Source organism: Bradyrhizobium sp. Ec3.3 (assembly GCF_000472925.1).
In the GTDB taxonomy this organism is placed as follows: Bacteria; Pseudomonadota; Alphaproteobacteria; order Rhizobiales; family Xanthobacteraceae; genus Bradyrhizobium.
The window spans coordinates 21,085-33,303 of sequence record NZ_AXAS01000030.1; the positions used below are offsets into that span (position 1 = coordinate 21,085).

General features: G+C 64.7%; 11 protein-coding genes and 1 pseudogene. 4 read left to right on the forward strand and 8 right to left on the reverse strand.

Going from position 1 to position 12,219, the window contains the following annotated elements; genetic code table 11:
* Positions 1-44 precede the first annotated feature (44 nt).
* The 3 genes from YUU_RS0125745 to YUU_RS0125755 all read right to left on the reverse strand — a co-directional run bounded on the left by YUU_RS0125745 (position 45) and on the right by YUU_RS0125755 (position 1,976).
* Positions 45-974, reverse strand: a complete 930-nt coding sequence (locus YUU_RS0125745) for an alpha/beta hydrolase (RefSeq protein ID WP_027524962.1) — start codon at positions 972-974, stop codon at positions 45-47.
* A gap of 101 nt (positions 975-1,075) precedes the next feature.
* Positions 1,076-1,564 (reverse strand): hypothetical protein, encoded by a 489-nt coding sequence (locus YUU_RS0125750; RefSeq protein ID WP_027524963.1) that lies wholly within the window; start codon positions 1,562-1,564, stop codon positions 1,076-1,078.
* A gap of 1 nt (position 1,565) precedes the next feature.
* Positions 1,566-1,976 (reverse strand): DUF3606 domain-containing protein, encoded by a 411-nt coding sequence (locus YUU_RS0125755; protein WP_027524964.1) that lies wholly within the window; start codon positions 1,974-1,976, stop codon positions 1,566-1,568.
* Between the two features lie 172 nt (positions 1,977-2,148).
* Here YUU_RS0125755 and YUU_RS60355 point away from each other — a divergent pair, with 172 nt between their 5' ends.
* Positions 2,149-2,295 carry a hypothetical protein gene (locus YUU_RS60355; protein ID WP_198031828.1) on the forward strand — a complete coding sequence of 49 codons (147 nt, stop codon included), beginning with the start codon at positions 2,149-2,151 and terminating at the stop codon, positions 2,293-2,295.
* A 6-nt stretch (positions 2,296-2,301) separates the two neighbouring features.
* On the opposite strand, the gene YUU_RS0125765 is transcribed toward YUU_RS60355, so the two are convergent.
* From YUU_RS0125765 to YUU_RS0125775, 3 genes are read right to left on the reverse strand one after another with little or no spacing between them, the layout of a single operon-like run.
* Entirely contained in the window at positions 2,302-3,888 is a 1,587-nt protein-coding gene (locus tag YUU_RS0125765) for an ATP-binding protein (RefSeq protein WP_027524965.1), read from the reverse strand.
* Positions 3,885-4,589 carry a response regulator transcription factor gene (locus YUU_RS0125770; protein WP_027524966.1) on the reverse strand — a complete coding sequence of 235 codons (705 nt, stop codon included), beginning with the start codon at positions 4,587-4,589 and terminating at the stop codon, positions 3,885-3,887. Before YUU_RS0125770 ends, YUU_RS0125765 begins: the two co-directional genes overlap by 4 nt.
* Positions 4,590-4,605: 16 nt before the next feature.
* On the reverse strand, positions 4,606-6,105 hold the full coding sequence (locus YUU_RS0125775) for a DUF4173 domain-containing protein (RefSeq protein ID WP_027524967.1): 1,500 nt from the start codon (positions 6,103-6,105) through the stop codon (positions 4,606-4,608).
* Between the two features lie 186 nt (positions 6,106-6,291).
* Between YUU_RS0125775 and YUU_RS51785 the strand changes: the two genes are divergently transcribed.
* Entirely contained in the window at positions 6,292-7,590 is a 1,299-nt protein-coding gene (locus YUU_RS51785; RefSeq protein WP_035663396.1) for a glycoside hydrolase family 3 N-terminal domain-containing protein, read from the forward strand.
* A 111-nt stretch (positions 7,591-7,701) separates the two neighbouring features.
* On the opposite strand, the gene hydA is transcribed toward YUU_RS51785, so the two are convergent.
* Positions 7,702-9,156, reverse strand: coding sequence for a dihydropyrimidinase (gene hydA, locus YUU_RS0125785; RefSeq protein WP_027524968.1), 1,455 nt, complete (start codon positions 9,154-9,156; stop codon positions 7,702-7,704).
* Between the two features lie 326 nt (positions 9,157-9,482).
* Here hydA and YUU_RS0125790 point away from each other — a divergent pair, with 326 nt between their 5' ends.
* Complete coding sequence (locus tag YUU_RS0125790) at positions 9,483-9,689, forward strand: hypothetical protein (protein ID WP_027524969.1); 207 nt, start codon at positions 9,483-9,485, stop codon at positions 9,687-9,689.
* A gap of 10 nt (positions 9,690-9,699) precedes the next feature.
* On the opposite strand, the pseudogene YUU_RS51790 reads toward YUU_RS0125790, so the two are convergent.
* Positions 9,700-10,517 (reverse strand): annotated as a pseudogene (locus YUU_RS51790) (SDR family NAD(P)-dependent oxidoreductase).
* 197 nt (positions 10,518-10,714) lie between these two features.
* On the opposite strand from YUU_RS51790, the gene YUU_RS0125800 reads away from it, so the two are divergent.
* Positions 10,715-12,211: an aldehyde dehydrogenase family protein gene (locus YUU_RS0125800; RefSeq protein WP_027524970.1), complete on the forward strand. Its 1,497-nt coding sequence runs from the start codon at positions 10,715-10,717 to the stop codon at positions 12,209-12,211.
* The last annotated feature ends 8 nt before the right edge of the window (positions 12,212-12,219 follow it).

A 12,219-nucleotide genomic window follows, 5' to 3' on the forward strand; every position in this document is an offset into this window, starting at 1 on the left:
GCCACCCAAGCGGCAGCGGTGCTGACACGTCGAAAGCCGGCCGGCTACGGCAATCCGCGCGCCTCGAGCTGGTGGACCAGCAGCAGCGTCGGCTCGGCGAGGCTGTCGGCGGAGCCGTCGAGCCCGAATACCGAGGCGATGCCATCGCGGGTGTGCAGGATGGTCGTGCGCGGGCAGTGGCCGGCGCCGCAGAGTGCCTGCCTCAAGGCTTCGCCCTGCGTCACCAGGCCTGCGGGATCGACCGCAGCCCAGGCCAGCACGATCGGTTCTTCGACCTTGAGGATGCCGGGGAAGGCGGAGCGCTCGTCATATTGGGCTGCATCAGAGCCGAAATAGGCCCTCTCGCTGGCACTCGCGTCCTTGCCCGCGCGATAAATGCCGGAGATCAGCACGACGCCGGCGACGTCGGTGTCGGTGCCCTGCAATTCCGGATGCGCGAGCAGGCTCGCGACGTGGAAGGCGCCGGCGGCGTAGCCGACCGCGACGATCTCGCGGGCATCGCCATTGAAGAGATCGACGTTCTGGTGGATCCAGGACAGGGCAGCCGCGACGTCGCGCGCGCCGGAAGGCCAGGACGCTGCCGGCGCAAGGCGGTAGTTCACGCGCACGCCGACCATGCCGTTGCGCGCGGCAAAGCACATCGCCTCGTCCTGGAACTCGCGCGCCGTGTCGGTCGCGGCGCTGTCGCCGGTGAAGCTGTCGCCGGCCACGAACAGCAGGATCGGCTGCGGCGTTGTTGCCTTGGTCTCGCTGGTCGCGACGTCAAGGAAATTCTGCTCGCTGTCGCCATAGCGCAGGCTCCGCGAGAACGCGACCTGATCGCACAGCCGGGCCGTGCCTCCGGCGGACGTGTCGGTGTCGGTGAGGCCTGTGCGCACCAGATCGGACGGCGGTTGCAGCGGGGCGGGAAAAAGCCCGTGTGCGGAGGCGGTCGTGATGGTCAGCAAAAGGAAAAATGCGAGATAGTTCTTCATTGTTATGTGCCGTGCTGAGCGCTCAAGCGCCGGCTCGCGTTCCGGCTTGGCCCGCAATTGGCCCCTTATTGATTGCCGTTGGGGCGATTTGACGGCGCGCACTAATTCCCGGGCTGGAACGTGCAGCTCGCGCCGCTGCCGTCCTTCTGGCGGATGGCGTTCGGATCGATCGTGCAGCTCAGTTTCGACAGGCTCTCGAAGTTCGATCCCGCCGCGCCGTCCGCCGGCACGCCGGCGAGCGCCTCGGTGGCATAGATCTCGTTGGCCGTGGATCCGTTCACGGTCTTGACCTTCTTGCCGAACGTCACCTCGCAGTTGCGCACGGTGATGTCGACATTGCCGGTGCGGCAGACGATCCGGTCGGCGGTTACGGCGATTGGCTTCTTGTAGGGAATGTCGCTGTTGGCCGCGAACAGCATCGCGATCGCCTTCTTCTCGCCGGAGGCCAGGATGGGCGATAGCGGCGCGATGACGCCTGCGAGCGCCAGCGCGGTCGAGCCCGAGATCGTCGAGGCGGTATCGGCGGCCTGCGCGACCGATGCGCCGCCCAACGCGAGCGACGCCACAAGGATCAGCTTCCTGAACTTCATCTCAGGCCGCCTTCCTGCGCTTTGACGCCTTCTTCGCAGCTCTTCTTTTCTTGACCGCCTTCTTCTTCGCGGCTTTCTGGCCGGCGAGATAGGCCTCGACCTTCTTCGAGGAGTGGCCGGCTGCCGCCACTGCCGCCTTCAATTTTGCGGGCGTGATCTTGAACTTCTTGGACCAGTAGCGGACCTCGTAGGGCTCGCTGAGCGCGATCCGCATCTTGTCGCCGGCGCGGTGCTTCTGGAGCTTGATGTAGACTTCGACCTTCTTGGCGGAGTGGCCGACCTTCTTGACGGCGTATTTCAGCTTGGCTGGCGTGACCTTGAACTTCTTCGACCAGTAGGCGACCTCGTAGCGCTCGCCGAGTGCGATCAGGGCACGATCGGCCCCGCCCCGTTTGGACTTGTTGTCGGCCATGCGTTCCTCCTGCCGCGGAAATGCGCCCGCGCAGTCTAGCACGCTACCGGTGGTAGGAAAGCAGTCCTGCTACGCGCCGTGGGACGCGTGCGGCTCCTCGCATTTCCGTGATGGAACCAAATCACCCTTCGCGCGACTTAATAAGACAAGCACAAAAACGTGCGAGGCTGTCATGGCAGAGCATTGGAAGCACACCGCCGATCCGCGCGAGATCATGCGGGCGACCGGTCATCCCGAGCTGGAATATGCCGCGGGCTGGACTATTGCGGGCCTGGTCACGATCGGCACCATTGTCGCCGCCTGGGTGTTCGCAATCTGAGGCGGCCTAAGCCGCGGGAAACTGGAGCTCGAAAGCCGCGCCTTCGTCGGTCGGCTTCAGTTCGATCGAGCCGCCATGGCTCGCCATCACCGCGCGCGCAATCGCAAGCCCCATTCCGGTACCGCCCGACTCCCGTCGGGTGGTGAAGAAGGCATCAAAGATCCTGTCGCGGTTCGGCGCCGAGATCGGCTCACCGTCATTGCTCACCGTCAGCCGCACCGTCGTGCGCTCGTCGACCGCTTCCAGCCTGATATGTCTGGCGCGATGCCGCATCGCATTATCGGCGAGGTGCGACAGCACGATCATCGCCTTCTCGCCGGACATGCCGATTGACCGGTCGAGGCTGCCCGTCGCGGAGATGGTGCCGGCCGGAAAACGGCTTTTGAGGTCGCCGATGACGGGTCCCAGCTCGGTGCGCTCGTTCTGCGGCAGGCTTTCGGCTCGCGCCAGCTCACGCAGCCGCTGCGCCATCGCCTCCAGCCGCTCGGTATCGGAGAGGATATTGGCGACGAACGTCTTCTGCTCGGCCGGGGTCAGGCTGTCGGGCTTGCCTTGCAGCGAATCCTGCAACAGCTCGGCCGCGCCCTTAATCGAGGTCAGCGGCGATTTCAGCTCATGGGTCAGGTGCGCCGAGAACGTTGCGATGTAATCCGATCGCCGCGCAAGCTGCTCGGCCATGCCAAGGAAGCTGTGCGAGAGCTGGGCGAATTCGCGCGTGCCGTAGTGTTTCAGCGGCCGGAATGCCTCGCGGTCGCCGCGGCCGATCCGGGCCGCGCGGTCGATCAACTCGCGCATCGGCAGCGTGATGGTCCGGGAGAACACGAGGCCGATCGCGATCGTGCCGAGGATGACAGCGAGCCCCGCCAGGATGAACTTGCCGCGCTCCTGGTAGAGAAGGTCGAAGATGTTGCTCGGCGTGCGCGTTGCATAGACCACGCCGGCGACGCGGTTGTTGACGATGACGGGCATTGCCGAGAACACATGCACGCCGAGGCCGCGGCTGAAGGAATAGATCGGCGGCGGCGGCTTGTCCGGCACGCGGTTGCGCAGCGTGGCCCGGTATTGTCCGTGCAATGCCTCAGCGACTTCCTCGATATGGGCGAGCGACTGCCCCACCTCCTGGCGGCCCGCAATCACCACGCCGTTGGGATCGAGGATCCGAAAGCCGGCGAGCGTCACCTTCTGCGTGTCGCGGATGATCGGCGTCAGCCTGGCCCCGATCTCGGCATAGGCCTGATCCGCCGGCCGTGTCGCGGGCATCGCGTCAGGCCGCCGCCGCAACAGATCGTTTGCGGTCAGGTCGAGCGCGGGACGGATCGGCGTGAACTGGTCGCCGGGATCGGGCAGGACGCCGGGCGCCACCTCGGGGCCGAGCGCGATGCCGCCGTCGAGCCGTGCCAAAACCTCCTGCGCATAGATCGTCGCGATCACCCGGCTCTGCGCGATCAGCTCGGCCTGGGTCTGGCGGATGAGCTGGTTGTCGTAGAGGCGGAAGAAGAACAGTCCGACCAGCGGCAGCACGGCGACCGTCGCCAGCACCGCAAAGATCACGAGCCCGAGCGAGGGCCGCCACTTGTCGGGCGCGGAGCTCATGCCTCTTTCTCGCAGCGCCCGAGCTTGAAGCCGACACCGTGAATGGTCTCGATCACGCTGTCGCAGCTCTGCGCCGCAAGCTTGGCGCGGATGTTGCGGATGTGGCTGTCGATGGTGCGGTCGGAGACGTGGATGTTGAGCTGATAGGCTGCCCGCATCAATTGCTCGCGGCTATAGACCGAGGTCGGCCGCGTCAGGAACGCACGCAGGATGCCGAACTCGATCGCGGTCAGCTTAAGCGGGACGCCCGCAAAGGACGCGACATGCTGCTCGGGATCGACCAGGAGGCCGCCTTGCGAGAGCGCGACCGAGCCTGTCTTGGCGTCGCCGTTACGGGGGCTCAGTCGTCGCAGGATGACATTGACGCGCGCAACCAGCTCGCGCGGGCTGAACGGCTTCGTCACATAGTCATCGCCGCCGATCTCGAGGCCGAGCACACGGTCGATCTCCTCGTCGCGCGCGGACAAGAACAGGATCGGCACGTCGGAGGATTTACGCACTTCGCGGCAGACCTCGAGCCCGTCGAATTCGGGCATGCCGATGTCGAGCACGATCAGGTCGGGCTTGTCGGCGGCAAAGCGGCTGAGCGCCTCCTTGCCGTCGCGCGCCTCGATCACGTCCATGCCGGCCTTCTTCAGCGCCACGCGGATGACTTCGCGAATGTGGCCTTCGTCGTCGACGATGAGAATGCGATACGCCAAAGATGTCTCCGCGTCCTCAACCCGCCGCCTGGCTCTTCGCCCGCGCGTCCAGCCGGCGCTGCAGGCGCCAGCTCCGGAAGCTCCAGGCGCGCCAGGACCCGATGTCCTGGCGTTGCAGTTCTACAAGCCGGTCGCGGCGCGACACAAGGCAGGTCTCGTTGGCCCTGTTCCGGATTTGGATGACCTTGTCGATCGCAGGTAGCGCCTGCGGTCCGAGCGTGAGCAGGTAGTTGGTGTCGATCTGCACGCCCTTCCCCGACATTTCCTGGCTGTGGCTCAGATTGTAGTCGGCGATGATGGCATCGAAGTTCACGAGCGCGCAGGCATAGAGCACGATCGTTAACGCGGTCAGATTGACGCCGATCAGCCACTGGTTGGAGCGGTCGAGCACGATGCGGGCGAGGATCAGGACGAGCCCGAGCGCCACCAGTCCCATCCAGATGAAGGCGGCGATGCGCCAATAGGTCAGAAGATAGATGTCGACATAGAGGTCGAGCCGGAGAATGGAGGAGAGGACCAGAAGCACGTTCTGGCCGACCCAGAGATAGACCAGCGACCGGATCACCGTCGATTTCTCGGCCGGACCTCCCGGCCGCATCGCGGCGAGCACGAAACCGGCTGCGAGCAGCGCGGTGGCGATCAGCGGATAGGCTCCGCGATGGGCGTAGGCCGCGTAGGTAACGCCGGCTGGGAGCGCGGCATGGCCCCAGAGATAAATGGCATCGAGGATCGATTGCGCCGCGAACAGCAGATTGAACAGGATCAGCGCGCGCAGGATCGTGGGCGCGCCGAGCAGCTCGATACGGTCGGTGGGAGCGGCCGGCTCCTGTTCGGCCGGCTCGGCAGCCGCCGCCGCAGCGTGGCTCCTGCGCCGCCACTGCACATGGATGAACGGCCAGACCAGCGCGACGATCAGCGTCCAGAACAGGATCCGCCAGATGCTGAGATGGTCGAGGATGAGCTTTGGATTGAGCAGATCGACCCATTGCTCGATCAAGGGATTAGCGGCCGTGAACAGTGCGATGAAGACGATGCCGAGAACGGCGGGGACGAACCAGACCGCGATGCCGCGTGTAAAACCGGTGAGATCGAAGATCTGGAGCACGTCGCGGAAGATTCTGAACGGGCCGAACAGAAACAGATTGCGCAATGCGCGGGCGCGGTCGGCGAATGCGGTGGTATCCGGATTGGTCGCAAGCAGCAGGCCGATTGCAAATGCCATGACGAGGAGCAGGACCGAAAGCAGAGAGACCTCCTCGATGACGGGCACGAGGCCCACGATCACGATGATGCCGCCGAGCGCCGCGCGTCGGAGGTCCAGCGTCGCATGATTGGCGAGCCAGGACGCGCTGGCGATGGCCACAGCAAAGATGGCGAGCGAGATCCCGATTCGCTCGTCGTAGAACAGCCAGTCGGCGAGGGTAACGAGCGCCAGCGCCATCGTAAGCCTGGCCGGAACGGCTGATCTCTGGATCGGGCGGATGTCGGAGGCGGCGACTGATGCCGGGCTTGTCATCTCGAAGACCTTCTCATGGATAGTGACGGCATGAGCTTGAACGGGCGATGTGCAGATGTCGGGAACGCGCTCTGCACGTCTTCAGGTGTTTCGTGCAGTTTTCGTGCAGGCGCGGTTTCACCACTCGCGCTGCGCAAAGCGCTTTGATAGGGCGAAGCATCCTTTGCTTCGCAGATGTCGTCTCCCATGCAATTCACGCGTCGTATCGGCCTGATCCTTCTCTGGCTGGCCCCGCTCGCTCTCGCCTTCGCTGCGGCGAACAAGAACGATCCCTATCTGGTCGTGCTGCGTGGCGCGGGAAACATTACACTCGTCGTTCTGAGCATCGCGATCGCCATCGTCCTCTTTCGCCGCGGGCATTGGCAGCGAGCTCCCGGCAGGCTGCTCGTCGTGCTCTGGTGCCTGCCGCCGCTCCTGATGTCAGCCGCGCATCTGAAGTTCGAGCTGCGCAGGCATGAGGTCCTGCACGCAAGCCGTGCGGCGGTACGCCAGCTCGGACCGCATTTCATCGTCGGTTATTCGTCGTTTCCCGAGGTCGCGCACCTGGCCGAGCAGGGCCTGATCGGCGGCATCTACATCACCCGGCACAACATCAGGCGCAGGACAGTTGATGAACTCCGGATCGAGATTGCGGCCCTCCAGGACAAGCGGCGCGCGGCGGGCCTGCCGCCGTTGATCGTGACGGCCGACCAGGAGGGCGGCATCGTCGGCCATCTCTCGCCGCCGCTGACGAAAGTGCCGGCGCTGGCAACGCTGGCTGAGCTTCCGCCGGAGGCGCGCAAGGCCAAGGCGGAGGAGTTCGGCCGCACGCATGGGCGCGAGCTGGCGGCGCTCGGCGTCAATCTCAACCTTGCGCCGGTGCTCGATCTGAAGCCTCCGGTCCGGCGCAACCGGCTCGATTTCCATACCCTGATCGGCCAGCGCGCCATCGCCAGCGATCCCGCCGTGGTCGGCGAGATTGCGGGCGCCTATGTGCAGGGTTTGGAGGCGTCAGGCGTCGGCGCGACGCTGAAGCACTTCCCGGGCATCGGCCGCGTGCGCACCGACACGCATCATTTCGCAGCCAATCTCGACACGCCGATCGAGGAGCTGGAAGCCTCCGACTGGCGTCCCTTCAAGGAGGTGCTCGGGCAGTCGCGCGCCGCGCTCATGGTCGGTCATGTCACGCTGACCGCAGTCGATCCTGATCGCGCCGCCTCGCATTCAAGGCGCGTCGTCCAGGGCATCCTTCGCGACAAATGGAATTACCAGGGTGTCGTCATGACCGACGACCTCGTGATGGGCGCGATCTACCAGCACGACGTCTGCAAGGCTGTGGTCGAGGCGATGAACGCCGGCGTCGATCTCCTGCTCGTCGCCTATGACGGCGCGCAGTTTTACCGGGTCTTTGATTGCGCGCTGGATGGGGCGCGACAGGGCAGGCTCGACGCAGCGATGCTGCGTGCCAGCGAAGGCCGGATCGGAAAAGCGTTTCCGGGAGATTAGGTCCGCGAACGCGGCATGATCAGTGCTGCATTTCCGCAACATGTCCCCACAAAACTCAACCTGAATCATGTGTCACCCTGTCGCATCAACCGATTTCCTGCCAGAAAGCATTTACGGCGTGACTGCGCCCCGCGTCACCGCGCGCGGTGCGGTCAGCTCCTTCCAGGTCGAATTGGCGACATGCACCGGCGAGAACGCTGGCCGTTCGATATAGCGGCCGTCGCCTGCTTCGGCGCGCAGGTTGCCGTTCTTCCAGACGATCCGGCCGCGTGAGATCGTCGCGGCCGGTCCGCCCGTACATTCGAATCCCTCGAAGACGTTATAGTCGATGCGGCTCATCTGCCGCTTCGCGCTGATCGTCTTGGTTGCCTTGGGGTCCCACACGACGAGGTCGGCATCCGAGCCGACGGCGACAGCGCCCTTGCGCGGGTAGATGTTGAGGATGCGGGCGATATTGGCCGAGGTCACCGCGACGAACTCTTCCTTCGTCAACCGCCCGGTCGTAACACCCGCGGTCCACAGCAGGGCCAGCCGGTCTTCGAGTCCGCCGGTGCCGTTGGGGATCTTGCGGAAGTCCTCGAGTCCGAACCGTTTCTGCTCGGTCGTGAAGGCGCAGTGGTCGGTCGCGACCACCTGGAGCGAGCCGGATTGCAGGCCGGCCCACAGGCTGTCCTGGTGCGACTTGTCGCGGAACGGCGGCGACATCACGCGCTGCGCGGAATGATCCCAGTCCTTGCTGGCATATTCGCCGGCATCCAGCAGCAGATGCTGGATCAACGGCTCGCCATAGACGCGTTTTCCCGCCGCGCGCGCTCGCGCGATCGCCTCGTGCGCTTCGCGGCAGCTGGTGTGGACGATGTAGACCGGCGTTCCCGTCATGTCGGCGATCATGATGGCGCGGTTGGTGGCTTCACCCTCCACCTCCGGCGGCCGCGAATAGGCATGGCCTTCGGGGCCGGTGATGCCGCGCGCAATCAACGCCTCCTGCATCAGCGCGACGACGTCGCCGTTCTCCGCGTGCACCACTGGCATGGCCCCGAGATGGGCGCAGCGCGCGAACGAGTTATAGAGCTCGTCGTCGTTCACCATCAGTGCGCCCTTGTAGGCCATGAAGTGCTTGAAGGTATTGATGCCGTAGGTTTTGACCACGGTCTCCATCTCGTCGAAAATCTGCTTCGACCATGACGTCACCGCCATGTGGAAGCCGTAGTCGCTTGCCGCCTTCTCGGATTTGTGCCGCCACTCCTGATAGGCCGCGAGCATCGACTGGCCGGGATCTGGCAGGCAGAAATCCACCACCATGGTGGTGCCGCCGGTCAGCGCCGCCTTCGTGCCGGACTCGAAATCATCGGCCGTGACCGTGCCCATGAACGGCATTTCGAGATGGGTGTGCGGATCGATGCCGCCCGGCATCACGAAGCAGCCCCCGGCGTCGATCATTTCAGTACCCGCCGGCGCATCGACCGATGCGCCAACCGCGACGATGGTGTCTCCGTCGACCAGCACGTCCGCACGGCGCGAATGATCATGATTGACGACGGTGCCACCGCGAATGAGGAGGGGCATAGGGGACTCCGGGGAAGAAGAAGGGTTGGATGCTGTGGGAAGGTAAGCCCAGGGAACGCAATGCAATAGACGAAATTTTAGTCAATCGCTGGAGCGTTCTTGAGCGTGTGGTTCCTGGGGAACGCGTGTTGCGTGTGCGAAGGCACATCTCGGGCGTGGTCGCGGTGGAGCGCCGCGAGGAGCTACAGAAGGCGCGTATGTCGCGGAAACCTTCCGGTGCATGCCGAAGACAGCTATGTGATAGTTGAGCTTTGAACCGGCTTTGCCGATTGTGATTTCGACGCGGGTGCGATAAGGCTCGCCCGCATTCATGGCGGAGATGAGCTTTGTCGAAACAATCCTTGCGCGAGGAGGCCGAGCGCCTGATCCGCGAGACGATGGAAAAGAAGAACATCGTCGTCAAGCAGGGCACGACCCGCATCGAGACGCTCTGCGGCAAGTGCGGCGCGCCGAACCGGGTCCAGGCCCCCAAGGGCCAGACCCGCGTCAAGTTCGCCTGCAAGCAATGCGGACACCAGCAAGAGACGCTGTAGGCGGCCTCGCCTAGTTGCCCTTCACGAACTGCGCAAACGCATCCGCATAGTCCGGATGCCAGCGCGACAGCGGCGGCCGGTTCTCGACGATGTCACCGGCGGCCCACAACATGCGCTTTTCATCGAGTTCGCGCGGCACGTCGTTGTCAGGGCAGAGGATGTAGAAGTCGCCGGCCTCGAGCCGCGCCATCATGAAATCGACCGTTTGTTCCGGCGTCCAGGCGCCGGCGGGCTTCTCGGTGCGGCCGCGCGCGGTGAGGCCGGTGAAGACGAAGCCGGGGATCAAGAGGTGCGCCGTGATGCGGCAATCCCTGGTGTTTCGCAGTTCGTGCTGGAGCGCCTCGGTGAACGCCTTCACGCCGGCCTTCGAGACGTTGTAGGCGGGATCGCCCGGCGGCGTGGTGATGCCCTGCTTCGACCCGGTGTTGATGATGAGGCCGGCCTTGCCGCGCGCGATCATGCTGGGTGCAAAGATGCGTGCACCGTTGATGATGCCCCACATGTTGACGTCGATGATGCGCTGCCAGGTGTCAGGCTCGCCGAACATCGTGCTGCCCGGCTGGATGCCGGCATTGGCACGGCGGCTTCCAGTTCCGTCAGGCTCTGCGGCCGGCTGGCATCGACAACGGCAGTCATCACATGATCGCTGCCGCCGGGCGCGATCGATGACAGTTTTGTTTCGGCCTGCGTCAGCCGTACGGAATCGACGTCGGCGATGCAGACCTTCATCCCGAGCCTTGCAAACTGTTCCGCGGCGGCGAGTCCGATGCCGGCTGCACCACCCGTTATCACGGCAACGTTATTGGCTGACAGGGCAGGGTGCGGCATGGGGATACTCCGGATCACGGCGCGCGGGGTGAGAAGGCTCGACCTATAGCACGGCAATCTTGCGACCATGCACAAGTCGGCATGGGAGGTCTTCGTTCCGCACCGGCTTTACGCCCATCCGACACCGCTGTATTTTCGCTGACCTAACGATCCCGCCCAGATCGAACCCAATCAAGTCAGTCAGAGGGAGTGCAGCCATGGCTGTGTCGCAAGCTATTCCGATCACGCGCCATCCGTTCGCCAACGGGTCCTACAAGCAGATGCTGATCGACGGCAGATGGGTCGATGCGGCCTCGGGCAAGCGCTTCGAGACCCGTAACCCCGCGACCGGCGAACTGCTCGCAACTGTCGCCGAGGGCGACAAGGAAGACATCGATCGCGCGGTTGCGGCCGCGCGCCGCGCTTTCGAGGGGGCGTGGAGCAAGGTCAAGCCGTTCGAGCGACAGAACCTGCTGCTCAAGCTCGCCGATCTCATCGAGAAGAATTTTGACGAATTGGCGCAGCTCGATACGCTCGACATGGGTGCGCCCGTCAGCCGCACCCGCTCCTACAAGCTGCGCGTGCTCGGCATGCTCCGCTACTATGCAGGGCAGACGACCGCGATCCATGGCGAGACCATCGAGAACTCGCTGCCCGGCGAGATCTTCTCCTACACGCTGAAGGAGCCGGTCGGCGTCGTCGGCGCCATCATCCCATGGAACGGCCCGTTCACCGCGACGATCTGGAAGATCGGACCTGCGATCGCGACCGGCTGCACCGTGGTGCTGAAGCCCGCGGAGGAAGCGCCGCTGACCTCGCTGCGCATCGCCGAACTCGCGCTGGAAGCCGGCGTGCCGCCCGGCGTCATCAACGTCGTGCCGGGCTATGGCGAGACCGCGGGAGCCGCGCTCGCCTCGCACCACGACGTCGACAAGGTCGCCTTCACCGGCTCGCACGTCACGGGCCAGTCGATCATTCGTGCTTCGGCCGGCAACCTGAAGCGCGTTTCGCTCGAGCTCGGCGGCAAGTCGCCGGACATCGTGTTTGCCGATGCCGATCTCGACGCTGCCGTGCCGGGCGCTGCGATGGCGGTGTTCGCCAATTCCGGACAGATTTGCAGCGCCGGCACGCGGCTGTTCGTCGAGCAGGCGATCTATGACGAGTTCGTCGGCCGCGTCGCGGAGTTCGGCAAGAAGCTGCAAGTCGGCAACGGCCTTGATCCCAACACCCAGATCGGCCCGCTCGTCTCCGAACAGCAGCTCGAGCGCGTCACCGGCTATCTCGATGTCGGCCAGAAGGAAGGCGCGAAGGCGCTCGCCGGCGGCGGCCGCGTGACCGAAGGCGCGCTCGCCAAGGGCTACTTCGTTTCGCCGACCGTGTTCGCGGGCGTCCAGGACAACATGCGCATCGCGCAGGAGGAGATCTTCGGTCCCGTGATCTCCGCGATCGCGTTCAAGGACATGGACGAGCTCGTCAAGCGTGCCAATGCGACGATGTTCGGCCTCGGCTCGGGCCTGTGGACCCGCGACGTCAGCAAGGCGCATCACGTAGCCAAGTCGCTGCGCGCCGGCTCGGTGTGGGTCAACTGCTACCAGGCGATGGACCCGGCGGTGCCCTTTGGCGGCTACAAGATGAGCGGCTATGGCCGCGAATCCGGCAAGCAGCACGTCGAGGAATATCTCAACGTGAAGGCCGTCTGGATCAAGACGGCGTAGCGATCACT

Bases quoted from the DNA above. Each gene is read 5' to 3' on its own strand.
- YUU_RS0125745 (WP_027524962.1), bottom strand. From the start codon at position 974: ATGAAGAACTATCTCGCATTTTTCCTTTTGCTGACCATCACGACCGCC.
- YUU_RS0125750 (WP_027524963.1), bottom strand. From the start codon at position 1,564: ATGAAGTTCAGGAAGCTGATCCTTGTGGCGTCGCTCGCGTTGGGCGGC.
- YUU_RS0125755 (WP_027524964.1), bottom strand. From the start codon at position 1,976: ATGGCCGACAACAAGTCCAAACGGGGCGGGGCCGATCGTGCCCTGATC.
- YUU_RS60355 (WP_198031828.1), top strand. From the start codon at position 2,149: ATGGCAGAGCATTGGAAGCACACCGCCGATCCGCGCGAGATCATGCGG.
- YUU_RS0125765 (WP_027524965.1), bottom strand. From the start codon at position 3,888: ATGAGCTCCGCGCCCGACAAGTGGCGGCCCTCGCTCGGGCTCGTGATC.
- YUU_RS0125775 (WP_027524967.1), bottom strand. From the start codon at position 6,105: ATGACAAGCCCGGCATCAGTCGCCGCCTCCGACATCCGCCCGATCCAG.
- YUU_RS51785 (WP_035663396.1), top strand. From the start codon at position 6,292: ATGCAATTCACGCGTCGTATCGGCCTGATCCTTCTCTGGCTGGCCCCG.
- hydA (WP_027524968.1), bottom strand. From the start codon at position 9,156: ATGCCCCTCCTCATTCGCGGTGGCACCGTCGTCAATCATGATCATTCG.
- YUU_RS0125800 (WP_027524970.1), top strand. From the start codon at position 10,715: ATGGCTGTGTCGCAAGCTATTCCGATCACGCGCCATCCGTTCGCCAAC.